Annotated in this window: 15 protein-coding genes and 1 pseudogene; 9 read left to right on the forward strand and 7 right to left on the reverse strand. The window is 70.0% G+C overall.

Annotated features, from left to right (window positions below; genetic code table 11):
- The first annotated feature begins 783 nt into the window (after window positions 1–783).
- Both ABZ444_RS33250 and ABZ444_RS33255 read left to right on the forward strand, forming a co-directional pair.
- Complete coding sequence (locus ABZ444_RS33250) at window positions 784–1,233, forward strand: hypothetical protein (RefSeq protein ID WP_358005566.1); 450 nt, start codon at window positions 784–786, stop codon at window positions 1,231–1,233.
- 320 nt (window positions 1,234–1,553) lie between these two features.
- Window positions 1,554–2,630: a hypothetical protein gene (locus tag ABZ444_RS33255; protein WP_358005569.1), complete on the forward strand. Its 1,077-nt coding sequence runs from the start codon at window positions 1,554–1,556 to the stop codon at window positions 2,628–2,630.
- A 203-nt stretch (window positions 2,631–2,833) separates the two neighbouring features.
- Here ABZ444_RS33255 and ABZ444_RS33260 read toward each other — a convergent pair.
- A pseudogene (locus ABZ444_RS33260) lies at window positions 2,834–3,130 on the reverse strand (IS3 family transposase); the annotation flags it as partial.
- 29 nt (window positions 3,131–3,159) lie between these two features.
- Between ABZ444_RS33260 and ABZ444_RS33265 the strand changes: the two are divergent.
- The 7 genes from ABZ444_RS33265 (at window position 3,160) to ABZ444_RS33295 (ending at window position 7,349) form a co-directional block, all read left to right on the forward strand.
- Entirely contained in the window at window positions 3,160–3,792 is a 633-nt protein-coding gene (locus tag ABZ444_RS33265; protein ID WP_358005572.1) for a hypothetical protein, read from the forward strand.
- A 4-nt stretch (window positions 3,793–3,796) separates the two neighbouring features.
- Complete coding sequence (locus ABZ444_RS33270; RefSeq protein WP_358005575.1) at window positions 3,797–4,030, forward strand: hypothetical protein; 234 nt, start codon at window positions 3,797–3,799, stop codon at window positions 4,028–4,030.
- Between the two features lie 363 nt (window positions 4,031–4,393).
- Complete coding sequence (locus tag ABZ444_RS33275; RefSeq protein ID WP_358005578.1) at window positions 4,394–4,660, forward strand: hypothetical protein; 267 nt, start codon at window positions 4,394–4,396, stop codon at window positions 4,658–4,660.
- A 156-nt stretch (window positions 4,661–4,816) separates the two neighbouring features.
- Complete coding sequence (locus tag ABZ444_RS33280) at window positions 4,817–5,470, forward strand: integrase core domain-containing protein (RefSeq protein ID WP_358005581.1); 654 nt, start codon at window positions 4,817–4,819, stop codon at window positions 5,468–5,470.
- A 340-nt stretch (window positions 5,471–5,810) separates the two neighbouring features.
- Entirely contained in the window at window positions 5,811–6,506 is a 696-nt protein-coding gene (locus ABZ444_RS33285) for a hypothetical protein (protein ID WP_358005584.1), read from the forward strand.
- A complete protein-coding gene (locus ABZ444_RS33290) occupies window positions 6,503–6,937 on the forward strand; it encodes a hypothetical protein (RefSeq protein ID WP_358005587.1) in 435 nt (144 codons plus the stop codon). The genes ABZ444_RS33285 and ABZ444_RS33290 overlap by 4 nt, the downstream gene beginning before the upstream one ends.
- 205 nt (window positions 6,938–7,142) lie before the next feature.
- Window positions 7,143–7,349 carry a hypothetical protein gene (locus tag ABZ444_RS33295; protein WP_358005590.1) on the forward strand — a complete coding sequence of 69 codons (207 nt, stop codon included), beginning with the start codon at window positions 7,143–7,145 and terminating at the stop codon, window positions 7,347–7,349.
- 43 nt (window positions 7,350–7,392) lie between these two features.
- On the opposite strand, the gene ABZ444_RS33300 is transcribed toward ABZ444_RS33295, so the two are convergent.
- The 6 genes from ABZ444_RS33300 to ABZ444_RS33325 all read right to left on the reverse strand — a co-directional run bounded on the left by ABZ444_RS33300 (window position 7,393) and on the right by ABZ444_RS33325 (window position 23,985).
- Window positions 7,393–8,493, reverse strand: coding sequence for an integrase core domain-containing protein (locus ABZ444_RS33300; RefSeq protein ID WP_358005593.1), 1,101 nt, complete (start codon window positions 8,491–8,493; stop codon window positions 7,393–7,395).
- Between the two features lie 182 nt (window positions 8,494–8,675).
- Entirely contained in the window at window positions 8,676–10,415 is a 1,740-nt protein-coding gene (locus tag ABZ444_RS33305; protein ID WP_358005596.1) for a hypothetical protein, read from the reverse strand.
- The gene (locus tag ABZ444_RS33310; protein WP_358005599.1) at window positions 10,412–15,040 is read right to left on the reverse strand and encodes a hypothetical protein; all 4,629 of its coding nucleotides are present in this window, start codon (window positions 15,038–15,040) and stop codon (window positions 10,412–10,414) included. The genes ABZ444_RS33305 and ABZ444_RS33310 overlap by 4 nt, the downstream gene beginning before the upstream one ends.
- A gap of 1 nt (window position 15,041) precedes the next feature.
- Window positions 15,042–18,383 carry a hypothetical protein gene (locus ABZ444_RS33315; protein WP_358005602.1) on the reverse strand — a complete coding sequence of 1,114 codons (3,342 nt, stop codon included), beginning with the start codon at window positions 18,381–18,383 and terminating at the stop codon, window positions 15,042–15,044.
- Window positions 18,380–21,787, reverse strand: a complete 3,408-nt coding sequence (locus tag ABZ444_RS33320; protein WP_358005605.1) for a DUF6603 domain-containing protein — start codon at window positions 21,785–21,787, stop codon at window positions 18,380–18,382. The genes ABZ444_RS33315 and ABZ444_RS33320 overlap by 4 nt, the downstream gene beginning before the upstream one ends.
- Window positions 21,778–23,985: a S8 family serine peptidase gene (locus ABZ444_RS33325; protein WP_358005608.1), complete on the reverse strand. Its 2,208-nt coding sequence runs from the start codon at window positions 23,983–23,985 to the stop codon at window positions 21,778–21,780. Before ABZ444_RS33325 ends, ABZ444_RS33320 begins: the two co-directional genes overlap by 10 nt.
- Window positions 23,986–24,666 lie beyond the last annotated feature (681 nt).

Consider the following 24,666-nt stretch of genomic DNA (forward strand, 5'->3'; position numbering starts at 1 on the left):
CGCCCGCCTGTCTTCGACCCTGCGTCCTACCGGCTGCGTCATGCTGTGGAGTGCGGCATCAACCTGCTCAAAGGCAACCGCGGCATGGCAACCCGTTACGACAAACTCGCAGTCCGCTACGAAGCCGTCATCGTCATCGCCGCGATCAACCAGTGGCTCAACGCCTTATGAAACAGGACCTAGCCCGTTGCGTGGTCTCGCGGGTCTCCGCAGAGACCGGTCGTCCTGCTTGACGGCCGGACTGCCGGGCCCGCTGGCTGTTGGACATCACCGCCCAGATGGGCGAGGGGCGGAGTGGCGCCCATCGATCGCCTTCTACGTTCATTACGAACAGGCGATCGCGTTTCTGGCCAAGCGACCTCCGCATACAGTCTGCGTTCTCCCGCAGTTCGAGCGCCGAAAGCGATCAAGCCCCTCGTTCCGCGAATCCGCAGACTCTGTTGCGGAACCACCGTCCCAGGTGTGCAGTGACAGCATGCAGCCTCCGAGCGCGCTTGACGAGCGTGAGCTGTCCTGGCCGCGGTACCAGCGTCCGGCAGGACCTGCCGCTGGACCGGCCCGGCGATGCCTTCATCTTCCGTCCCAGGTGCGCCGCTCCTGGGACGGCCCGCAACACTCCGACCGTGCGCCTGCCGATAATTGCATCCGCCCAGGTCATGGCTCTGCAAGGGCTTCGCGTAGCGTACGCGAGCTCCGGTCACCCGGGCGACGGAAACGGGGGCGGCAGGACGTGAACCGTGGGGAGTCGTAGAGCCGCGGGCCTTCGGGGGTGATATCCAGGCCATGAAACGTTCCGGGGTTCAAGGGGTTGGCGGCCAGGAAGCGGAGAATGACACCGTCGGGATCGGGGATGTCGAGGCCGGCACCGTACGGGCCGCGGTCTTGCACGCCGTTGTGGAGGATGCCGAGCTTTTCGCAGTGGTCCGCCAGAGCGTGCAGGGTTTCGATGTCGTCGGCCTCAAGAGCGAAGGAGTCGAAGCCGTCCAGGACGGGCCGGCTGGCGCAAGAGGCGCGCTCGCGCAGCGCAATGCCGAAGGCGCCGTCCTTCGCCACGAGCGCCACGCCGCGCAGAACGCCTTCCTCGAGGAACTCCGCGACGAGCTCAAGATCCAGCAGTTGCCGCTACCAGCTGATGCTCCGCTGGAGATCAGTCACCGGGATTTTCACATGCCTGATCCTTCGCAGGCCCATGCGCACTCCCTGGCTCGTCGGAATTTCGGTGCTGGGAAATGATCGAAGACTGTGGGTCTTCCGGCAGGGGTGCCTCCCTGGGAAGACAGACCCATGCCGCTTACGGTAGTGCCTAAGACGCGCGCTGACGACCGTCGGCAGATCCATCGACGACGAGGGAGAACCGGCAGGGACGGGCCAGCCCCGGTCGGGTTCTGGACGCCGCTGTGGGAGGTGCTTTCACAGGTCAGGGGAGGAGCATGCTCCTTCCGCCGGGCGCTGGGTACGGGCATTGACGATTGCTCTCTCACGTATGTGTAACCTGCGCCCGATCGTTGCCGAATACCCGTGAGGGTCGCGCTTGCTTATCGGATAATCGTCGTATGTCCGAGATCGATTTACCTCGGGAAGACGGCGAGCGGCGGGTCGTCGCCACCACCCTTACTCCCCAGCCACCCTCAGAGCAACTCTGGCTGGGTCATCTGAGCGAGTTGTGGCCGAGTATGTTGTTCGGCCTGCTGGGCGTGCTCGCGGTGTTGAAGTTGTTCGCCGCCGCTCATTTCGACCCGAACACCGCCTCCGCCCTGATCGAGTCCGGCGACGTGCCCCGGGTCGTCCTAGGGGCGACGTTGACGGCTTTTCCATCCGCCATCCTCTTCGCGCTCTTTGTCTTGTTTGCGCTCATTCCCACGAAACGAGCCAATCGGAGTCGAGGCAGCGAGGGTACGGTCAGGGCGTCGTCCGACGGTCAGGGCAGATCTTCGGTCAGTATGTCTTTCGGCCCCGCAGCCGCAAAAGGACCAGGGCAATGGTGGAACCCGACTCTCATACCCGTGGCGCTCTTTCTCCTTCTGAGCCTGGCGATGACCGCACCCTGGACGTATTTCCTTCTCCTTGTCATTCCCCTGGTCGCCCGATGGGCGCTGCTGCGCTTGCGGCTTCGGCCGACCATCATCACGGCCACCACCGAAAAGGGGAATCCCGAAATCCACCATGTCATAGGGAAGCGTGCCGGCGCGGACAGGCTGGCATCACGCGACGCCGGGCATGAGGATCGAGGCACGTACGGCAGTATCCAGACCGCCACGGCTGACGACAGGCGGGTGCGCACCGCGCAGCGCTGGACCGGCGGGGTGTCCGTATTGGCGCTCGTGGTGGCGACTGCGTTCAACACCTCTTTGTGGCTGCCCACCGAGACCATCCGTCTGGAGGCTTTACCGCTTTCCGTAAAACCGGTCGTGGGACACGTGCTGGCGGTGGGCGAGGACTGGACCACGTTGTTACGGGCTTCCGACCGCATGATCTTCAGAGTGAAAACCAGCACTATCGCAAGCCGTCAAGTGTGCACTCCGTCCAAGTTCCCGCTCACCAACCAGCCCACGCTGCTCTACTTGGCCCGCCAATGGTTGTCGGCAGACTTTCTCGCGCCACCGGATTACCCGCCGTGTCCGTTTACGTGATCAACTAGTACTCCAGTGAGCCGTTTTCATCCCCGTGTGGCGGGCTGCTGATCACAGCATGATCGCAAGATCGGCATTCGCCTGATGGCATGGCGAAACCCCTGGTAGACGGGTTGATCACCACAATCACGTCCGTCACCACCAGGGGCCTCGGATGCTCTTCTGGAATTGCCCCGGTTCGATAGACACATCAGGGCTTGCGACTACGCGGCAGCATAGTCGAGGACTTGGGCGTTCTTGAGCGTGTGTCGGCGTTCGTATTCGGCCGGGCTGAGCTGACCGTTGGCGGAATGGCGGCGGCGTGGGTTGTAGAAGCCCTCGATGTAGCTGAACAGGGCTCGTTCGGCATCTGACCTGGTGCGGAAGGTGCGCCGGTCGATCAGCTCGCACTCCAGCGAGGCGAAGAAGCTCTCGGTGATCGCATTGTCGAAGCATGTCCCGGTGCGGCCCGTGGACGGGCGGACGCCGGCCTGCTCACAGCGCTGACCGAAGGCAAGCGCGGCCAAGAGCTACAACGTGCCTGTCCCCTGTGACCGTCACGCCGCCACCACCGCCCAGGGTGCAGGGGTCGATCTGGGACTGGATCGGAGGGTTCTACCAAGCCATCTCGGAGATGACTGCGCCCGTCGCGGATGAGTGCTCCGATCCGGAATGCCAGGCAGCCAGGCACGATATCAACAACATCCTCGGCATCGATTCGAACTCCGAAAGATACCTTGCCGGTCGAAGGCTCGTCCTCGGCGAGCCGACTTCAGGCGCCCAGCCGAACACTGGGGTGGTCATTCCCCCGTCGAAGGCGATCGGGGAGATGGCGCAAGGAGCGACTCGCCTGACCGCGTGGGTCCTCAACAACGCCTCGCGGGCCGCCGACAAGCAGGGGCTGACACGGGCCGGTTTCGAGTTGAAGAAGCACGCGAGCAGATCCACGAACACGGGACAATGGCCGACTCCGACGGGGAAGAAGAACGCGCCGGCGTGGAACAGCCTGGGCGACCAAGTGGTCACCTCCATAACCCGGGATCCCCGCGCCGCGGTGCAGGTGTACACCAACAAGGCCGGAGATAGAGTCGTGGAGTACCTGCTGCCTGACAAGGGACTTCAGTTCCGGCAGCCTGGGGGGACGGGGTCGTGGACGCTGCATTCGTTCAGGGAAATGGGATGACATCGTGATCGTGACAAAAGAAGGGGAACGGCTCATCGAGCTCTCTGTCCTCAGCGTTCCGGGTACTGATGACTGGGTCGCCGAGATCTGGGATCTGGCGCCGAACGGTGGAGAGCTCATGCACGTCCACAAGTCGGCGACCGGAGAGATCCGCGTGACGGTTCTCGAGGAAGGGCTGGATCCCGCATTCGTTTCGCGATGGTCACGTCGCGCGGAGGAGGAGCTGCGCGACTACTGACATACGCACCGCCGGGTCTCCTTCCCCAGGAGGCCCGGCATGGCGGCAATGGAGCCCCGTGTGATGCCACAACTCACCCATGGCATCTGATCTGGCCTTCGTCCCTCGGCACACGTGCTCCTACGTCCGCTCTACCTGCTCCTGGTCCGTTTGTTCGGCTGGCTGACGCTACTCCCGCCGGGCGACACCTCCAAGGAAGTGGAGACCTGGCGTTCCTGATCCGCGACCGTGGCCACTAGCTCTGCACCTGCCGATAATCGCATTCGCCCAGGTCATGGCCATCTGGAGGCTTCGCGTCGCGAGCTCCCAACCACCCGGAGAGGGTGAACGCCTACGGCAGGATGATCCGCTGTGCTCCTACGCTTGGCCTACCTGCCCGTCACGAACGCGTTCGCCGCGCTGCGGTTGCTCCCCATGCGCGATCGGGACAAGGACATCGAGATCCTCGCCCTGCGCCACCAGATCACCGCCCTTGAACGCCAACTCGGCACCGACACCAGAGTGCGATTCGCGCCCGAGGACAGAGCCTTCCTTGCCGCTCTCCTGACCTCGCTGTCACGTAAGGTCCTACGCCCGCTGCGACTCCTCGTCCAGCCGGACACCGTGCCGCGCCGGCACCGCGATCGATGAAACGCCGTCCCGCTCGTACCTGTCGGCCCAAGCGCCCCGGGCGCCCACACACGATCCGCTCCATCCGTGCCCTCATTCTGTGTCTGGTTCGGGAGAACCCGGGCTGGGGCTACCGGCGGGTTCGCCACACTCGGTATCAAGGTCGCGCCGTCCACAGTGTGGGAGATCCTCAAACAGGCAGAGCTTGATCCGGCGCCAGAGCGGGCGTCCACCACGTGGGCCGACTTCCTGCGCTCGCAAGCCGATTCCCTGCTGGCCGCCGATTTCATCGAGACCATCACCCTCAAGGGGCAACGCAAGTACATTCTGGCGGTGATCGAGCACGCCACCAGGCGGGTCCTGGTGCTCGGCACCACCGCACACCCGAGCGCCGGCTGGGTCATCCAGACGATCAGGATTCTGGTGATGGATCTGGACGATGCGGGCTGTCGGGCGCACTTTCTGCTCCGCGATCGGGATGGGAAGTTCCCTGCCCTCACGGACGAGGTGCTCGCCGAGGCCGGCATCAAGACGGTGCTCGCCGACATCCGGATGCGGCGGATGAACTCGATCATGGAGCGGTGGGTCCAGTCGTGCCGTCACGAGCTTCTCGCCCCCTGCCTGATCTGGAACGGACACCACCTGCAGCACGCCCTGCGCGAGTACGAACGCTTCTACAACCAGCACCGGGCCCATCAAGCCCTGAACCACTCCGCCCCGCTGCGTCCCGCCCCGGACCCGATTACGGACCCGGAGCGAATCACCGACCTGAACATACGCCGACGAGACCGACTCGGCGGCGTCCTCCACGAGTACTCACACGCCGCTTGACCAGCATGGATGCAATTGTCGGTAGGCGCAATGACGCTGGGTCCGCCGATGGGGCGGCTGAGCACTCCCTCGTCAAGCACCACCAGGTAGCGAGGGGAGTGGGTGCGGGTGAGTGCCAATCGGAGCAACATGAGAGCCGGCCGTTGACGGGTCGAATCTGTGGCCCTGCGCTGGCAAGGTGCAGGGCCACCTTCCACGTGTGGCCTCGCCGCAGCTTCCTGACCGAGTCGAGCCGGGTCTGTTTACCGTCCAGGCATGGATGCGTAGTGTAACGATGAGGAGCGGGTGGGCGTTAACAGGATGTTCTGTACGCCCCACGGCCAGACGGAGGTCAACAAAGATGAGCTCTAGATCCGGCTTCAAGAGTCTGTTGGCCCGGCTCGCGGCACGAATGCGGGGGGCAAGATGGAGACGCCTTGCCTCTCCTGAAGACGTCCTGGAGACCGCATATGCGCGCTTCGTGATAGCGATCAAAACACTACCGGAACTAGGCGACGTCGACCTCCAGGAATTCATAGCAAACACACTTCATCTGGGTCGACACAAGCCATCCGAAGCCCTACCCCCCATCATGGATGAGCTGCAAAGACAACATCCGTCGGCGGTCTACAGGTTTGTGACGGTGTACCTGGATACGTTGCGCTCCGTGCACTCCCGGCGTGTTCACGAGCTTAGTGTCGGGCAGCTAACGGAGGCGATGGACCGCCTCGAAGATTCAATCTCTAGACACCGCGTGCGGCGGCTCTTCTACCTCGATAATGATGAGTTCACGAGACGGTCCGAGGCGCTGATTCGGGCCGCCATAAAGTCAGGGGTCTTCGATGGGAATACCACTGCCGAACTCCTCTCCACATTTGAGAAGCAGGGCGAGGCTGAGGAGCATTACGAACCTGAGAAGCAGGATGAAGTCGAGGCTACGCGCACGCTGGTGAATGGCCTTGACACGCTCTTCGCAAGGCTCGGACCTCCACCTGACCATCTGCTGACGAAAGATCGCGTACCCGTAACGAGCGGCGGAGGAGGAGCGGGGCAGTGAAGACTCGTCAGCCCCGCACCTCGCCCGACGAAGCGCCTGGCTCGCCGTCCGGCTTCGAGATCGCCTCCCTGTGGGGGCAAATCCCGGTTGAGCACTTGCAAGTGGCGCTGAAGGCTCTCGAACCTGAGCTGAAGCGTGAGCACGAGTTCCGCATGAAGCGGCTCGACAAGGAAGAGGCCGAGACATCTGCCCGACGGATGCACGCGCTCCAGATGACCGGGGTCATCGCTGGGCTCGTCCTGGCGGTCGGTATGATCGGCGGTGCGGTACTGCTCGGCAGTAACGGGCAGCCATGGCTCGCCGCACTGCTCTGCGGCGGCCCGAGCATCATCGTCCTGATCAAGATGTTCGTGCTGCGGAAGTCAGACAAGAGCGATACGGCAACAGTCAGCGAGGCGGGCAAGGCTGCCCTCCGAAGTCTCGTCCCGTAACACCCGTTTGTGGCTCCTCCGAGAACGCGGCCCCATCTGGTAGGCCCACGCAAGGCCGCCCATATCGGCTACGATCGCTCCTGATCGGCGAGTGTTACCGCAGGTTACACGCGCCGGAGGTGTAACAGTGCACACCCCGCTCCCGGTGGGGAGGATCAGGTTCAACTCCTGGCGGCGCTCTACAGGCTGCAACCGGGGGGTGGTCATGTTTCACGGCTCCATCCTCACCGACATGTGCCGCATCGTGCGCGAGCATGTCTCGCTGTGGAGCGACGTCACCGACGTCTACAACGCCTGCTGCGGCAACTTTACCGTCGAGCGGACCATCGCCCTCCCTCGGCAAGCGGCTGCACTCATGCGACATGCTCCTGTACTCGACGGCGATAGGCCGCTACTACGCCGGGACGGCTGAGCCGCTGCGGCTGTGCGCCTGCCGAAAATTCCATCCGTGCAGGTCAAGCGGCATGTGAGTATTCGTGGAGGACGCCGCCGAGTCGGTCTCGTCGGCGTATGTTCAGGTCGATGATTCGCCCGGGATCGGTGATCGGGTCCGGGGCGGTGCGCAGTGGGGCGGCTTGGTTCAGAGCTTGGTGGGCTCGGTGCTGGTTGTAGGAGTGTTCGTACTCGCGCAAGGCGTGCCGCAGGTGGCGTTCGTTCCAGAGCAGGCAGCGGTCGAGGAGTTCGTGACGGCAGGACTGCACCCACCGCTCCATGATCGAGTTCATGCGCGGCATCCGAATGCCGGTGAGCACCGTCTTGATGCCGGCCTCGGCGAGGACCTCGTCCATGAGGGCCGGGAACTTGCCATCCCTGTCTCGAAGCAGAAAGCGCGCCTGGCAGCCCGCATCGTTCAAGTCCATCACTAGGTTCTTGATCGCCTGGATGACCCAGATCGCGCTCGGGTGCGCGGTGGTGCCGAGCACGCGGATGCGCCTGGTGGCGTGCTCGATGACGGCCAAGACGTACTGACGCTGCCCGTTAAGGGTGACGGTCTCGAAGAAGTCGGCGGCCAGTATGGCATCGGCTTGGGAGCGCAGGAAGTCGGCCCACGTGGTGGACGCCCGCTCGGGCGCCGGATCAAGACCTTCCTGCTTGAGGATCTCCCACACCGTGGACGGCGCGACCTGGATGCCGAAGGTGGTGAGCTCCCCGTGGATCCGCCGGTAGCCCCAGCCGGGATTCTCCCGAAGCAAGCGCAGGATGAGGGTGCGGATGGAGCGGACGGTGGGCGGGCGGCCAGCCCGCTTCGGTCGGTAGGTACGGGCATGACGCCGTTTCATCAGATCGCGATGCCACCGTAGGACGGTGTCCGGCCGGACGATGAGCCGCAGTTGGCGCAGGGCCTCGCGGGGCAGCGAGATCAGGAGCGCGGCGAGAAAGGCTCGGTCCTCAGGCGCGAATCGCACTCTGGTGTCAGCGCCGAGTTGGCGTTCAAGGACGGTGATCTGGTGGCGCAGGGCAAGAATCTCCACGTTCTTGTCCCGATCGCTCATGGGTAGCAACCGCAGTGCGGCGAAAGCGTTCGTGACGGTGAGGTAGGCCAGGCGAAGGAGCACGGCCGATCATCATGCCGCACCCGCCTCCCTCTCCTGCTCGCCGGAACTCGTGCATGCCGCACGTAGCCCCCTAGCAGGGGCATGACCTGGGCGGACGTAATTTTCGGCAGGCGCACCTGCCACAGCTCACAGCCGCAGACGAGGCGATTGACCTCCTCCAGCCTGCGAAGAGATGACACGCATCACGGCACTACCGTCTGCACGGAGTCGAAGCGCAGCCCGCTGGAGCCCTCACCCGCCCCAGTGCTCCTGTGCCGCCCGGACCACAGGTGATACCGCCCGTCGCTCCATCGCGTGAGCTGGAAGGTGCGCACCACGTGCGTGCCGTCGCGCGGCACCTCTTCCTCTTCGAGCCGAAGCGGCTCGGCCGCGGTCAGCACGCGCCCGCGCGGCTCCACCGCGGTGGCGGTTCCGTCCGCGGCTATCCGTACCAGCGGCCGCCGCTCGAGCTGGATCACTCCCGATGTCGCTGCCACTCCCGCCGCCCGCACGGGGACGAAGGGGTGCCAGTGCTCGGGAACGTCGGTCATGAGCCGGTAGAGCAGCTGCGCGTCGGGCGTCTCGGTCTCCACCCGTTGCTGGGCGGCCAGGCGCTGCTGATGCTCTTCGTACCGGTCGACGGGCGTGCCCGCCCCGCCCTGGAATCGGCGTTCCACCCCCCACACCACGTTCGCCAGCTCGTCGCGGAAGAACGCCACTTCCTCGGTGGGTGGCGACTCCAGCACGTCGGCCACCGCCGGGGCCAGGAAGAACACACCGTCCAGGCGCCGAGGTCCACCGGGCGCGTCGAGGTCGAACATCCGAAAGCCGGCCGAGCGTGACGGCCCGACCTGCGTCGGCAGCCCGAACGTGTCCGTCACGGTGAACCGGTCCATGGTGGTCACCGATCCGACGGGCAGATCCACAGGAATGACGAACCAGTCGTTGCCGTACGTGAGCGCGAACTCCGTGAGCAGCAGCCGGCCCAGGTCGGTGCGGCCCGTCTCGAGCGCGCCGAAGCGCACGGTCCCATCCTCGATCTCCCAGAACCGGCCGGTCGGCATGCCGCCGTAGGACACGGGCGTGGGCAGCACGGTGCGCACCAAAGTACCAGGAGGCCGCGGCGTCGCCGGCGCGCCGAGCGACGGCCTGCCTGCCAGCGTGAACGAGTGCCAGTCCAGGCTCCCGCCGCGGTACTCGTCCGCGCGCAACAGGGCCAGGCCACCGGTCACTTCGGCCTGTATCGCGAACGCGTGCTCCAACCGGTTCGGCACCCACGCGTCGGCCGATCCGGCGGCAGGCTCGCTCAGCAGCGCACCCCACGCGGCCAGAAACGCGTTGGCGGCGGCGAGCACTTTCTCGCGGTCGCCCGCAGCGATCGCCGGCACAGCAGGAAGCGACGTCAGCTCTGCCGCGCTCCCCCGGTGCTCGACCAGGTCTGCGGCAAGACGCCGCGCGTCGGGAGCCCGTCCGACGGCGCGGCGACGCAGGCGCTCGGCCTCGGCGTCGTTGCCCGGCAGGTCCTCCACGCGCAGCGCGTAATGGTCCAGGTAGACGCGTGCGGCAGCGGTCGCCTTGTAGAAGCGCAGCAGCCGGAGCAGGTGCAGGCCGGCGGAGACCACGACACCGCTGTCGACGCCTGCCCCACGCACCGGCTCGCGTTCGACAAGCGCCTCCAGAGGCGCCACGGCGTCGTCGTGGTCCGTCGCGAAGTCCGCGGCATCGTCGCCGGGCGCTCCCAGGTGCAGCCGCGAGATCCTCCCCACGCTGAGCTCGAGGTTGGCGACGACGGGCGAGCCGGCGTCCTCTCCGCGCAGCTCGCCGAACTGCCGCTGCCGGGCGAGCATCCACAGCGGGTCAGCGATCTCGGCCCGCAGCCCTACGCGCAGGTCGTCGGTCCGCGGTAGCGGCTCGAGGCGCTGCCAGGTGGTGACCGAGCTCATGACTCCTCCTGAAGGAAGATCGCGTCGAGCTGCGCCACGGCGGCCACGATCATCGCGTTGAGATTGATCGAGGGCACCTTCGCCTCGAGGTTGAACGGCAAATAGGCGGCGGGCAGGAACCGCGCGGCCATGTCGACGTCGTCGATGTCGAGCTGGCGGATCCGGGCCAACGCGACCGCCTCGCGCACGGCCCCGGCCAGCGCCTCGACGCTCCACGCCGTCGCGCCGGCGTCGGCGGGCACGGCCAGTAGTATCGACTGCGGGGCGCGCGCCCCGGGCGCGTCGAAGTGGAACGACACGCCCGTGGTCTCCTGCCTGCTCGGCACGGTGTCGCTCCACTGGTCCACGACGAGCACCGCGAACGGCGCCTCGGTGTCCAACGCACCGGTCCAGTGCAGGACGAGCGACGTCGTCGGTGGCGGCGGGGTGTCGAACGGCAGGGCGACCCACCGTGCGCCGGGGCGGCGTGGGAGCTGCGCGACGACGAGATCGGCCAGTCCCGTGCGCCCGCCGAGCAGCTCGGAGCCTTCGAGGCTGCGAGTCAGGCGCGCGAGCGCCGGCCGGACCAGCGCGTGCTGCATCGCCCACGACGCGATGGCGAGGTCCGCCCCGGCGAGCAGCGCGGGGTCGGCCAGGCTCGCCGTGATCGACGCCCGCCAGTCCTCACCGTCGGGCGGCACGGGGCCGGGCAGCGTGAACCGCGCGAGCACGGGGAAGTCCTCGCCCAGCACCGCGCGCACGCGCGCGAGGTCGTGCGCGGCGATCGCCGCATCCTCAGAAGCGGCCCGGTCGAAGGCGTCCTCACGAGCGACCAGGTCGTCGAGCAGCCTTCTCGCGCCCCCGAGCACGCGCGCGGCCTGCGCCACCGGGTCCTGCGACCCGGGCACCGCCGCGGGCAGCAGGTCCGCGGCCCGCAGCAAGGCCTCGACGATGTCGTCGGCGGGCGGGTCGGGGTCGAGTGCCTCCAGCGCGTCCACGATGTCGGAAAGCGTCCCGACCACTGCGTCCGCGCGGCCCCGCAGCTCAGCGACGTCGAGCCCGGACGGCGGCCGCTCCGTGTCGGGCAGCAGCGACCGTGCGTCGCCCGGCCGCGAGCTCGACAGGAGCGCGGCGATGTCGGCCCCGAGCTCGATGAGCCCGCGCAGCCCGGCCGCGGTGGCGCCGCTGCCGGCGGGCGGCTCGTCCAGAAGCGCCACCTCTGCGGCCCCGGTGGCCGTGACCTGCGCGGCGACGCGCACCAGCAGGCGCTGTTCGAGCTCCGACGGCGCGCCCTCGGTGCTCGTCGTGCAAGCCATCACCGTGCCGAGGGCGGACAGCCCAAGCTCGGGCAGTGCGACGGCGACGTCCTGCAGCACGGCGCCCGCGGCGTCGCGCACCTGCGCGGCGAACCGGAACCGGTCGGCAGCCCCGAGCACCGCCCCGCACCAGGCGTCGACGCGCGGCTCGGCCGCGCGTCGGGCGTCGTCGAGCCCCGACCACCCCGCAGCGGGCGCGGCATCAGCGAGCGCCACGAGCACGCGATGGGAGTGCGTCGTCGCGGTCCGCGGCGTCCGGACCACACCCGGATCGGGGATCGGGTGCTGGCGGTCGAGCGCGTCGAGCGCCGCCGCGGCCCGCTCGGCGTTGCCGAGCACGGTCTGGTGGACCGACTCGGCCAGCAGCACGTCCGACACCGCGTCGAGGGCGTCGTCAAGCTGCTCGAGCAGCCCGTCGAGCGCCGTGCGGTCGGCCGCCGGCACGTCGACCGACAGCGAGTCGTAGTAGGCGTCGCCGCCCGCGCGCCAGACCTCGAGCAGGCGCACACCGTCGACGACGTCGCGCGCCGCGACGGCCTCGACCGCCGAGGCGGGCACCGGCCCGGTCGAGACCGCGGCGAGCGGGGTGCGCTGCCGGATCGGCAGGATGTATTTGGCGAGCGTGAGCCGCAGCTCGCGGACGCTGCGCTCGAAGCGGTATCCGAGCAGCGCGCCGATCGGCTGGCCGCGCCGCACGCCGTCGATCAGGTCGAGCGCGCGCTGGACGCGCACCGAGCCGAGGTCGACGGCGAACATGCCCTCGGTACTGTCCCCGTGCGCGAGATGGCCCGAGCGCAGCAGCGCCGCAGTTGTCGCGTGGGCGATCGAGGGCCCGTGCAGGAATCCCTGGCTAGTCGGCGCGGTGCGCGGCCGCAGGTCCTCGACGTAGCCGAAGCCACCCACGTACGTGCCGTCGGGACGGTCCTGCCGGACGGCGTCGAGCCGGCGCGTGGCGAGCGAGGTGTACCAGGCATCCAGGCGGTGGGACACGGTGTCGAGCGAGTCAGCGGCGAGCCGATCGAGCTCGGCCGTCGGCAGCGTGGCGAGCCGGCCCAGCGACTGGCGGAACTCGGCGAACCGCCGGGTCGGCATTGACCTCAGGAGCACGGTGTCGGTCTGAATCGCCAGGTGGTTGGCCAGCGTGCGGTTGCCGCTCACGGACCTGAGCACGGTCTCGGCCATCGCGACCGGCCCGTCGACCGTGGCGACCATCGACACGGGCTCGTCGTCGTCCGCCACGGTGCCGCCGGTCGTGGCGCCGATCCGCCCGGCCGCGCCGGCGCCGATCCCGAACACCTCCCGGTGTGGCACGCGCCGGTGCTCGGGCAGCGCGGTGATGGTGCCCTGGCGCAGCTCGGCCTCGAAGGTGAGCAGCGTGGAGCCGATCACGTACTCCTGCGCGGCCGACTGCCGCAGCAGCGCATCCAGCAGCGTGGACGCCGCGGCCGGGTTCGAGAGCAGCCGCCGGAACCCGCCGGTGGTGCGTGTGGCGTCGATCACCTCGGTGATGTAGTCGTTGGCCAGCCGCTCGGTCTCCGACAGCGCCCCGAAGGCGACCAGCGGCACGGGCACGGCCCGCGGAGTGGGCTGGATCGTGACGCCTGAGATGCGCGGCACCTGGCCGAAGCCCGCCAGCGCGAACGCGATGCGCCCGAGCAGCTCCTGCAGCGTCGCCGTGGCGGACATCAGGTCCAGGCTCGTGGTCGTGGTCCCGGCGAACGCCTCGTGGAAGCGGAAGCCGGCCGAGCGCGGCGTGCGTCGCAGCAGTTCCAGGACGTCGGCGTCGGGTCGGTCGGAGTCCCCCAACCGCGGCACAGCGCCGACGGCAGAGGCCCAGAACGGGCGCATGCCGTCGAGCCGTTGCGCCAGGGCGTCGAGGAACGCGTCGCCCGTGGCGGTCCGCCCGGCCAGCACGGGCAGCACTCCGTACGGCTGGCGGCCGACCCGCAGGGCTGGCAGAGGGCCTCTGCCACGGACCCACCGGCGGTGGTGCTCGTGCACCAGGTCGGCGGTGGCAGTGCTGACCAGCGGCTCCATGAGGTCGTCGAGGAATGCGCCGAGCGTCGAGGCCCACAGCGCGTTGTTCATGTCGGCGCAGGCGACGTCGTCCAGCGAGCCGCGCGCCGGGACGGCGTCGAGCACGTCGTCGGCGCCGATGCCGAGCGCCGCGTCGAGGCGCTGGGCCGCCTGCGGCGCCGTCCGCAGGACGACCGGGTCCAGCTCGGCGCCGTCCAGCAGCGGGTCGGTCCCGCGTGCGGCGCGGTCGGCGTCGGTCGTGTTGGTGGGTACGCCCGCGCCGAGCAGCGCGAGCCCGTCGGAGTAGAGGTGGTGGCGCAGCGTCTCTTGCAGCGTCGCGGCCGCGGCCCGCGGGTCGGCGCCCCAGTCGACGCCGAGCACGAGCAGCTCGTCGACGCCGTCGGCCAGCCGGCCGCCGCTCACCTGCGCCTGCGTGACGGTCACGGCCATGCCCGCGGCCTGCGCGGCGTCGTAGTCGACGAGCCACGCGATGGAGGGGTCGAGCGCGAGCGCGTCCTGCGTGTCGGGCGTGGGCGGCGGGGCCGACGCCGCGGCGTCCTGCGAGGCCGACGGGTCGTCGGGGTCGGGCGGCAGGCCGACGGGCAGGCCCTCGGTGACCGGCTTGCCCCAGCTGCGGAACACCTCGACGCCGCCCCGCAGCCCGATCGCGACCCACTGCTCAGGTAGCAGGCGCGCCGTCGGCTGGCGGGTGAAGGGCCCGGGCCGGGCAGCGGGCGGGACGCCGGAGGCCGGGTCGGTCGCGTCCACCAGGAAGCGCGCACGGGTCGGGCGCACCTTGCGGATCAGTGCGGCCCACGCGGCCGAGGCCTCGGCGTCGTTCGAGGCCGCCGCGCGCGCCGCCCAGTACGCCTGGCCTGCCGCGAACTCGCCTTCGGTCAGGCCCGGCTCGTGCGCGTCAACATGCACCTGTTCGGGATACACACGGATCTTGAGCGTGTTGCCGCCGTCGACGAACCGCGTCTCCAGCCGTACCGGGAACAGCGCGACCGGCACCTGTCCGTCCAGGCGCGCGACGTCGTCCTCGGGGCGTCGTAGCGTGCGGACGCGCTCGCGCAGCGCATCGATGCTCGCGCGAAGGGCGGCCTCGCGGTCCTGGGCCGTCTCCAGGTCACGGCGTGCTTTCGCGGCTGCCCGCTCGACGGCCCGGCGGGCGGTGGCCGCCGCGCCCTGCCGGTTCAGGGTCGCGAGCCGCGCGGTCGCGCGATCTAGCTCGACCCGGGCGGCGAGCCTCTTGGCGGCGGCCGCTTCGAGCGCGGCGCGTGCCGTCGCCAGCTGGGCGAGTTCGTCGGCCATCTCAGTCTCCCGGGAGCACGATCGGGCGCAGGATCCGCGCCTTGGACAGCACGGGCCGCAGCTGCGCGAGCCCACCGCCGTCCACGCCCTCGAGCACCTCGGCGGTGTGCACGACGGCCCGGAACGGACGCTGGAACGTGATGGCGGCCATGTCGGCGGACGTGCGGCCGAACGTGGCCGACGGCCCGCTGTCGACGATCCGGAGCGTGGTCCCGCCCAGGCCGCCCGCGGCGAGCGTGAGGTGCTCGCCCTCCCCCACGCCGGCGCGGTCCCAGGTCAGGTCGCTCCACGTCGTGAGCGCGCCCGAGCCGCCCACGTCGAGGCCGAACCTCGGTTCGGTCGGCTGCTCGGCCAGCACGAAGTACCAGCCGGGCGCAGGTTCCACGTCTTCGCGGGTGAGCTCGAAGCCCGCGAACGTCACGTCCGGGTCCACCTGGCCGCAGAAGATCGGCACCTTGATCACGGTCGGGGACGTGTCGAAGGTCCCGTCGAAGCGTGCGGGGGCCGCGTAGAGCACGGTGTGCGGGAACCGGCGCAGCAGCTGGCCGCGCACCAGCAGCACGAGCGAGCCTCGCAGGTCCGCTCCCCCGTTGGTCCCCAGCATGGCGGTGCTCCGGAACTCGTGGACCGGTGGGATGTCGGGGCCGCCGTCGCCCCGGTCCCAGAACCGCCGGAACGGCGTGCCGCGTCGGTCAGTCGGGTAGCCGCGCCACAGCAGCTCGCGGTTCATCTCGTGGTTGGCGCCCACCATGAACGCCTCGACGAACCGGGGGTTGGTCTCCAGCAGCGTCAGTGTGTTGTCGGGGATCAGGCCGAGACCGGGCAGGAACCGGTCGGGGTCGGCTTTGGCGAGCGGCCGGTAGAGCGGCTCTCCAATGACCGGCGCGGCCATGACCGGGTCGAGCGGCGTGAGCTGGGCGAAGCGGCCCACGAGCCCTTGGTGGAGCGCGCCCTGACCGATCCGGACCGCGAGCCGGGCCCGGGCCGTCACGACGTCATGCGGGTCGGTCGCGGCGACGAGCGTCGTACGCGCGGCGACCAGGTCGAGCTTGGACGGTGGCGGGATCACCGAGACGGGCGTGAGCTCGATCGCCTTGCGGTGGGCCTGGAACGCCTCGACGAACTTGCTGACGATGGTCACGTCCTTGACCGGCACGGGCACGTTCGGCGTCGGGAAGATCGGTCTCCCGACGACGACGTCGCCGTCGCGCGGAATCGTCACCACAGGGACGTCCGGCAGCGCGCGCACCCCGGCGGCGCTCAACCCGATCTGCGCGCGCACCGCCGCGCCGCGCGGCGTTGCCCCGCCCACTGGCGACGTCACGACCGCGCGCCCGAGGCCTGCGACCAGCGGGCCCGGCGGCGCCGCCGGGCCCTGGGCCACGATGGCGGTGAGCGCGGCGCCGCGCCTCTTGGGCTCGAGCACGAATCCGGTCACGCCGGGTTGCGCCAAGCTAGTCGCGAGAATCGCCGCGGCCAGTCCGGACACGGTCGAGGTCGTTCCCGCGGAGGCGGCGCTTCCGGTCAGGGCGACGACGCCGGCCACCGCGCCGATCGCGGACAGGTGCTCGGGCAGGAGCACGCCGGTCTTGGCGAGGTTGGGGCGCAGGCGCACGGGCAGCTTGGCGGGCCCGGCCGCGACTTGCCGCGCGACGTCGGCGAGTTGCCGTACGAGTGGCGCCGGCACGCGCCCCACCGCCCCGATCTCGGCGCCGACCTCGCCCGTCGGGGCGCGCCCGACCCGGTCGAGCAGGCGCGAGGAAATGAGCCCGTCGGGCACGGTCCCGAGCAGGTCGAACGAGCGCTCGCCCTGGGCGAGCTCACCGACCACCGCGACGGGAACCGAGGCGACCTCACGCAGCTTGGCTGCGCGAGCGGCGCGCACCAGGACGGTCGAGCGCGGCGAGAGCATGCGCCGGCAGCCGACGTCGAGCGCGCCCGCGGGGACCGTGCTACGGATGACCTGCCGGCTCAGCGCCCGTCCGGCGTGCAGCACCCGTGCGTGCACGGTGGCGGTGAAGGTCAGCAGCGCGTCCTCGGGCAGCGGGAGCACGTGCCGCCGGTGAACGCGGTCGAGCACCTGCTGCAGGAACCGGGCGCGGTCGAGCAGCGCGTTGGCCGCGAGCACGTCGCCCACCTGCTCCCAGGCGGCGTGCACCCATGCCTCCTGGTTGAGCCGCACGACCTCGGTGCCGAGCCCGGCCGAGGCGCGGTGCCGCGGGTCGGTGTTGAGCTCGCTTAGCCAGCGGTGCGGCGTGCCCACGAGCCGCTCGGCCTGTACGTGCCGCCCGCCGTAGATGGGCGGGGCCACGTCCTCGGCTTCCGGCGACGCGCCCTCGGCCACGCGGTCCGCGGGCGCGTCGAGGATCTCGGCGAGCCGCGCGACCCAGGTCGCGTGCGCGGGCGTCAGTGCGGCGCCCGACCCGGCTTCCGGGGCGCGCAGCGCACCCTCCAGCTCGACGATCCGCGCCGCCTCGGGCAGGTCCGGCAGCGCCGGGTGGGCCGCCGCGATCGACATCCGGCGGCGACCGACCGTGTCGGGCACCGGTCGCGGCACCAGTCGCCGCGCGAGCTGCTCGAAGTCGCCCTCCGGGCCGGTGCGGAACTCCCAGTGGAAGTAGGTGGGCAGCGTGACCGTGGGCCCCACCCCGCCGGCACCTCCCCAGGCGGGCGCGGTGGTGGCGGCGTCGGGCACCTGCTGGCCGAGCCCGGCAAGGCGACCGGACTCGAACGCGGGCACGAGCGCGGCGACGTAGTCGGTGTCGTCCTCGAGCCGGCGCGGGCACAGCAGGCGCGCGACGTTGAGGTCGGGGTTGTGCGCCAGGTGGTCGGGCACCGACGCGGGTGGGGCCTGCTCGACCACGTGCGCGTGCGCCCACGCCCAGGACTCGGCGAGGTCGGGCAGCTCGTCGGCCGGCACCGCGGGCGCCTCGATGAGGAGTTGCGGCAGCGGCCGGTCGCGGCGCACGGTGATCGCGACCCCCGGCTGTTTCTTGACGACGACGAGCACGAGCCAGGGCCGGAGCCGGTCGCCCGCGGCGGCGGCCGCGGGCGTGAACATCCAGGGCAGGTCGGGCGCCTCGAACTCCAGGAGCGCGAGCTGGTTCGGCGGGAAGTCGCGGCTCAGCCGGACGGGGTCGGTGCGGACGATGACGCGCGGGTCGACGCCGATGACGTCGCCCGGTCCGTGCACGTGCACGTTGACCTGGGCACTCCCGCCGTGGTTGAGCGCGAGCCGCACGGCGAGGCCGGCCCGCGCGGGGATGTCGCCTGTCAGCTGGTCGGGCGTCGGCAGCCGGGCCGCGAGCCCGCGGCGCACGAACGGCAGGAACCGGTACGTCATGGCGCCACCGCCAGCTCGGCGATGTCGGCCACGTACCCGCCCTTGACGCCGCCCGCGAGTGTGGCCGCCTCGGAGAACGTCGCGGGCGCGGTGGCCGACGCGGTCGGCGCGCTCTCGGTCGCGACACCGAAGGCGCCGGGCACGACGGCGATGCGCGCGTCGTCGACGGCGAGCCTGCGTGCGATCCCGAACGACGACGCCGCCGACGCCCCGTAAGCGGCCAGGCTCGCCAGGACGTCGGCGCGGACGACCGTGAAGGGGATGTCTTGCTCCTGGCGGAGGTTGGCCGTCTCCCACTCGGGCTCGAAGGCGACCTGCGTGGTGGGGACCGCGTAGGCGTCCGTCGACACGGCGATACCCGCGCGGAACCGCTCGAACGACGGCGTCGAGAGCTTCTGCTCCTCGGTGAGGTCCAAGTACTCGGCGCGTGCGAAGTGCTCGTCGCGGAACCCCGGGATCTCCTGCTGGCCGCCGACCGTGACCTGGGTGATGTCGTAGCGCGGCCCGTCGTTGGGGCGGGACCGGCCGACCCGCACGACGTCCTGCCCAAGCGGCACCACCTTCTGCGTGGCGATGAGGCTGCCGAGCGGGTGCGCGACGACGTCGTCCCCCGCATCGACGGTCCGCAGGCTCACGAGCGGGTCGGAGCCGGGCAGCTCGGCGTGCCACGCCCCGCGCTGGGACAGGGCGTCGCGCAGGAGCGGCCCGACGGCGACGGTGGGCAGCGCGGGTGCGTCGGCCTCGCCCCACGCGACCTCGAAGTCGATGCCGACGTCGAAGAACAGCAGGGAGATCGTGGCGTGCCCCTCGACCTCCCACCGCCCCGGGCCGGTGAGCGAGCCCCGCACCGTGAGCGAGGCGAGGCTGATGCTCTTGTACTTGACCGCCGCGCCGACACGGAAGTCGATCTCGAAGTGGAAGCGCGGCTCGAACAGGAAGAGCGCGTCGAACCCGAGGAACGCCTCGATCCGGAACCCGCCACCCGCGGCGACGAGGCTGGCCTCTGCGCCGGTCTGGAAGCTGTTGGACGTAATCGCCACGTATCCGACGATGCGAACGGTGACGATCCCGTAGTGGAGCTGGACGCCCACGCGCTCCTGCGGCGGGATGCCGGGCGGCAGATCGGTGAAGCGCGGGTGGAACCCTCCGACGGCGAGCAGGAACGTCGGGTCGGCTCCGAATCGCGCGCGTACCACCATCGAGCCCTGGACGGGCAGGCTCGCGATGTGCGAGTCACGCAGAACGGCGTCGATCGACAGCTCCTGCGCCGTCGTGTCGTAGGCCCCTACGACGTCGACCTGGAGCTGGACGAGAGCGGGTGCATCGATGCCCAGCTCGTCGACCGGAGGGATCTGGACCTTGAGCTGGCCCAGCAGCACGATGCGGCTGAATGACGGCTGGCCGGGCCCGGATCCGAGCACGTTGTCCAGCTGCAGGATGAGGCCGAGCTTGAGCGTGACGAGCGCGGGCGTGCTCCAGCCGAGCGTGAGCGCAGGTCCCACGGTCAGGGCGCGGGGCACGAGAGGGAAGACCGCACGGAGTCGGCCGAGCAGGGCGGGTGCGTTGGCCACCGGGTCGCGGGGGAAGAGCACCGCGTCGACGACGCCGGTGCGCAGCCCGTCTTGCAGCGCCTGGATCGACACGCCGTGCTGCAGGCCGATGATGCCGCCAACGCCGTTGAGCGTGAAACCGAACCCGAGCTGGACGGGAGTGAACTCGCCGAACACCAGCAGCAGCAGCGCCCAGCCCTCGGCACCGCCGGGCAGCTTGGTCGTGAGGATGCCGATCGCCTTGATCGACACCGACGCGAACGACAGCTCGAGCACGCCCGCGTACTCGCCCGCCTCGGTGTCGAAGAACAGGAACCCGCCGCCCTTGACGATGCCGGCGTCGAGCGAGAGCCCGATGCCCGACGGCGGCTTGAACTCGAAGCCCACGTTCGCCGGGCCGAGGTTGCCGCCGCCCGGTGGGAACGACAGCACGGCTTGCGTGCCCATGCGCTCAACGGCCATGGCGAACGGGCCGAGCGTGGCGGAGATCGCGCCCGAGGCCTCGAGCCGCAGCCCGTCGCCGCCGACGCCGAGCCCGAGATGCAGCATCTGGATCCGGATCGGCCCCAGGTCAAGGTCCATGGGGATATCGACGGCGAGCGCCGCGCCGCCCTCGAAGTAGACGCCGCGGTCGCTGGAGAATCCGGCCAGCACGTCCAACCCGACGCGGATCCCGCCCTTGGGCAGGATCGCGGCGAGGAACCCGTCGGCGTCCGACAGGTCGATGACGAGCTCGCCGTCCTCGACCGCGACCTCGATGACGAACTCGGCGTCGGCCGTGCCGGAGCCGATGTCCCAGGTGAGGTCGGCGCCCACGCTCGCCCGGACCCGGCCGGCGAAGATGCCCGAGCTGCCCGCCAGGCCGAACAGGGTCAGCGGCCCTCCGTCGGGTCCGGTCGCGCCGACGCCCAGGCGCACGCGGCCTTCGACGGCCACGCTCGGCGGGTCGACGCGCAGATCGCCCGGTGGAAGCAGGTCGATCGCCGTGCCCCCCTCAAGCCCGACCTCGAGCCCGAGCTCCAGGTCCAGCCCCGGACGCACCGGCACCTCGACGTCGACCTGCTCGTCGAACTCGACGCGCAGCGCGGCGCGCAGGCCGGGCACGGGGTCGTCGGTGCGGCCGATGTCCACGAACCCGATCCTCAGCACCGGAGGGCCGCCCTCGGGGTCCGGCTGCACAAACGCGAAGCCCGAGGTCATCGTGGCGAACCGGGCCAGGCGGCGTAGCAGCAGGTCCCAGTCGAAGTCGGGCGAGCCCCAGCCATAGATCCTCGCGAGCGCCGCCACGGGATCGTCGAGGAACGGCCCGAGCAGGTCGAAGCGCACGCGTCGCTCCACGTGCGCCGGCGCGTTCGCGGTGGTCGCGTGCTCGGTGAGCTCGACGATGCCCAGCAGGCCGAACACGCTGCTCAGCACGGGGTGCTCGCGCTCGAGATAGGTAGAAACCGCATAGCCCACCAGCCGCTCGGGCAGCGCAGTGCCGAACGCCTCAAGCTCGGCGCGCGCTGGTCCGGCGCCCGAGGCCGCAGCCTGGACGGCCGACCCAACCGCGCCGACGGCGGCAACGACGGCCCGGGTCAACGGCGCCAGGGCGGCGAGCGCCGCAACGATCGCCTCGACATTCTCGGTCTCGATCGCATCGGCGAGCTCCTCGATGCGCGGCCGCAGGGCGCCGAGCTCCTCGACGGTGTCGCCGACGGCGGCGATCACGCCCGGTGCGCCCAGGACGACGTCGGGCGCGGGCAGGCCGAGCTCGGCGAACAGGGTCTGGATCTCGCCGGCCGCCAAGCGGTCGCGCAGCGGCTCCAACGCGCGGGCCATCTCGAGCGTGAGCGTCTCCACGGTCATCGCCATCGCGGCACCTCCTGACCCGGCTCGTGACGGGCGGCGCGATAGAGGTCGACCCGGCGCGCGAGGCGGTGGAGCACGTGGGTTCGCAGCGGGCCGCGCACGGCCGGGAACCTCTCGACGACGACGGCCGCGACGGGGCCGAGCACGGCGTAGGCCCGCACGAGCGCGCGCATGGCCAGGCCGGCTCCGGTGAGTCGGGCGAGGTTGCGGTCGCGCCAGTCGCGCAGCGCGCACACGTCGATGTGGTCGGGGTCCTGATAGACGGTGCCGGCGACGAAGCACTTGGACTTCAGGGCGGCGCAGACCACGACGGCGTAGCCCTGGCGCCCGCCGTTGGCGGCGACCTGGACCGTGAACGCGCGGACGGCAACGGTCCAGCGCCCGACCTCGGGGTTGCGCACGCGGACGACCTCGACGTTGTTGAGCGAGTCAGAGAGATTCTGGTGGTTCGGGTCTGACACACCGTTGAGGAACTGGTTCCCGCGGAAAGTGGCGCCGCTCGGCGCGGTGACGATCAGGTCCAGGTCGTTGACCTGTGGCAGGGGCACGCCCGGCGTCCCGGGCGGGTCGGCCCAGACGAGCACTACCCGGAGCTCCTCGGCGTCGTCCTCGACGGTGACGTGGTGCGTGCGGAGGTCGCCCTGCGTCGGCCCCACCGCGTGGCGGACGTCGAACACCGACAGGCGGCGACGGGCGCCTCGGAAGAACAGCAGGTTCTGCAGCCGGATGAGGCCCCAGCCCTCGGTGTCGTTGGGGAACCCTGCGATCCCGGGCATGTCGACGGTCGAGGCCACCAGCGCTGCCTTGAGCAGCGATCCGGTGGGCTGGACGGCGTTGCCGGCGATCTTCTCGCCCGTCGGGTACCAGCCCTCGGTGAAGTATTGCCGGATGAGTGCGGCCGCCCCCGCCGCGTGCGGCGTCGCACGACTCGTGCTGGTGCCGGTGTGGGTGCCCTCGGCCGTGCCGAACAGTGCGGACGTCACATTGGTGCCGACGGCGACGACGTCGGGCTTGGTGCGGCCGTCCAGGGTGGGCCCGTTGTTCCCGTCGCCGAGGACCGCCGGCTCATCGCCGTCCGTGGCCGCCGACACGCACGCCGTGTTCTTCGACGTCCCCGGAGGGCCCTGCTCCTCGTTCGCGTTGCCCGAGGACCCGAGGAGGAGGTGGTCCTCATTGGTGTAGGCGAAGGTGTCAGCGTCGACGTCGATGGCCGTGTACGGGGCGGGGTTGCCCGCGCCGTGGCTCCCGTCGTGCCAGGAGTTGGAGTGGATGAAGGCACCGGCCACCATCGCCGCGTTGAGCTCGGCGATCAGACCGTTCGCCCGGCGCATGGCGTGCGTCGATGACGTCATGCGCGCTGCCCAGGCCATCCCGCGGTTGTTGTGACCACCGGGCTGGGTCCGGTGGTCACCGACGGCGCACCCCGCCACCACCGTCCCGTGCCGCGCCGGGGCCTCGCCCGCGGCGAGCTGGCGGATCTGGACGACTTTGCGGTGCGCCGGGCCGGGCGTGTTCGGCGCGGCGCCGCGGAAGAATTCGTGGTTGATGTCGACGGGGCTACTATCGAGGATGCCGATGATCTGCCCTTCACCATGCAGACCGCGGTCCCAGATCTGGTGCCCGCCCTCCGTCCCGGACTGGATCACCGACGACGCCGGCACGTCGTCGGAGACGATCTGCGGGGCCGCGGAGACGAAGCGGACGTCGTCGAGATCCGTGATCCGGCGCAGCACCGGCTGGAGCGTATCGAGGACGAACTCGGCGCGCGGCAGGCCACCGATCGCGCGCGGGTCGGAGAGCGCGACGTCGCGTGCGCCGACGTCGTTCAGCAGGGTGGCGACGACGTTGGTGTCGGCGCCGTCGAACAGCAGCGCGGTGAGCTCAAATGTGCCGTCAGGTCGGCGCGCCTGCTGCTCGAGACCGGGCGCGAGCTTGTAGGCGGGCAGGTAGTGAGTCACGGCGCGCACGAGGAGGTCGGCGCGCAGGCGGCGCACCGTGGTGCCGTCGATCCGCTCGACATACGCGAGGTTCGGCACGTACGCGGTGAGCGCCAGACCGTGCTCAGCCTGCAGCCGGGCCATGTCGCCGGCCACCAGCGAGCGCCAGAACTGCACGATGCGGGTCTGCGCGGGATCGGGGGCGCCGCGGCCTCGCCGCGGAGCGGGTGCCAGACGCGTGCGACGTCGGCCCTGCTCCTCCAACGGGTCGAAGGTCCTGGTGCCGAGGGTGACGAGGAACTCGCCGGATGCTGCGGGCTCTGTCATAGGCGCGCCCCGTCAAAACCGGCTGCCGCTCAAGCAGGCAGCGCTTCCACATCGGTGACCACGTGCGTCAAATCGGCATGCGCTGCATCCGTCTACACACCGGCACCAACCCCAACGGACCTTCCTCCGTCCCTCATCGTGGCGACCCGGCACACGGCTGGCAAGACCCACTTCAACGCCACATCACCACGATCGAGACGAGCCTCAGCCGCATCGGTACGTCATAGCGCGGTACTGCGCTTGACCACTGCGCCTGCCGATAATTCCATCCATGCAGGTCAAGCGGCATGTGAGTATTCGTGGAGGATCGCCGAGCCGGTCTCGTCGGCGTATGTTCAGGTCGATGATTCGTCCGGGATCAGTGATCGGGTCACGGGACGGGACGCAGCGGGGCTGCTTGGTTCAGGGCTTGGTGGGCTCGGTGCTGGTTGTAGAAGCGTTCGTACTCCCGCAGGGCGTGCCGAAGATGGCGTTCGTTCCATACCAGGCAGCGGCGAACTGTTGCTGGCGCTCGTGGTGCAGACTCACACTGTGCAGGCGCTGCGGGCCGCGGTGGAGCAGACCGGCGGATTCGCCACCTAGCTGGCCCACATTGGGGAGGTCGCCGTCTTCCACGGC

It is taken from the genome of Nonomuraea sp. NPDC005730 (assembly GCF_040630865.1).
Lineage (GTDB): Bacteria > Actinomycetota > Actinomycetes > Streptosporangiales > Streptosporangiaceae > Nonomuraea.

Coding starts and splice junctions, on each gene's coding strand:
- ABZ444_RS33295 (WP_358005590.1), top strand. CDS start 7,143: ATGTTTCACGGCTCCATCCTCACCGACATGTGCCGCATCGTGCGCGAG.
- ABZ444_RS33310 (WP_358005599.1), bottom strand. CDS start 15,040: ATGGCCGACGAACTCGCCCAGCTGGCGACGGCACGCGCCGCGCTCGAA.
- ABZ444_RS33320 (WP_358005605.1), bottom strand. CDS start 21,787: ATGGCGATGACCGTGGAGACGCTCACGCTCGAGATGGCCCGCGCGTTG.
- ABZ444_RS33255 (WP_358005569.1), top strand. CDS start 1,554: ATGTCCGAGATCGATTTACCTCGGGAAGACGGCGAGCGGCGGGTCGTC.
- ABZ444_RS33315 (WP_358005602.1), bottom strand. CDS start 18,383: ATGACGTACCGGTTCCTGCCGTTCGTGCGCCGCGGGCTCGCGGCCCGG.
- ABZ444_RS33250 (WP_358005566.1), top strand. CDS start 784: ATGAAACGTTCCGGGGTTCAAGGGGTTGGCGGCCAGGAAGCGGAGAAT.
- ABZ444_RS33305 (WP_358005596.1), bottom strand. CDS start 10,415: ATGAGCTCGGTCACCACCTGGCAGCGCCTCGAGCCGCTACCGCGGACC.
- ABZ444_RS33285 (WP_358005584.1), top strand. CDS start 5,811: ATGAGCTCTAGATCCGGCTTCAAGAGTCTGTTGGCCCGGCTCGCGGCA.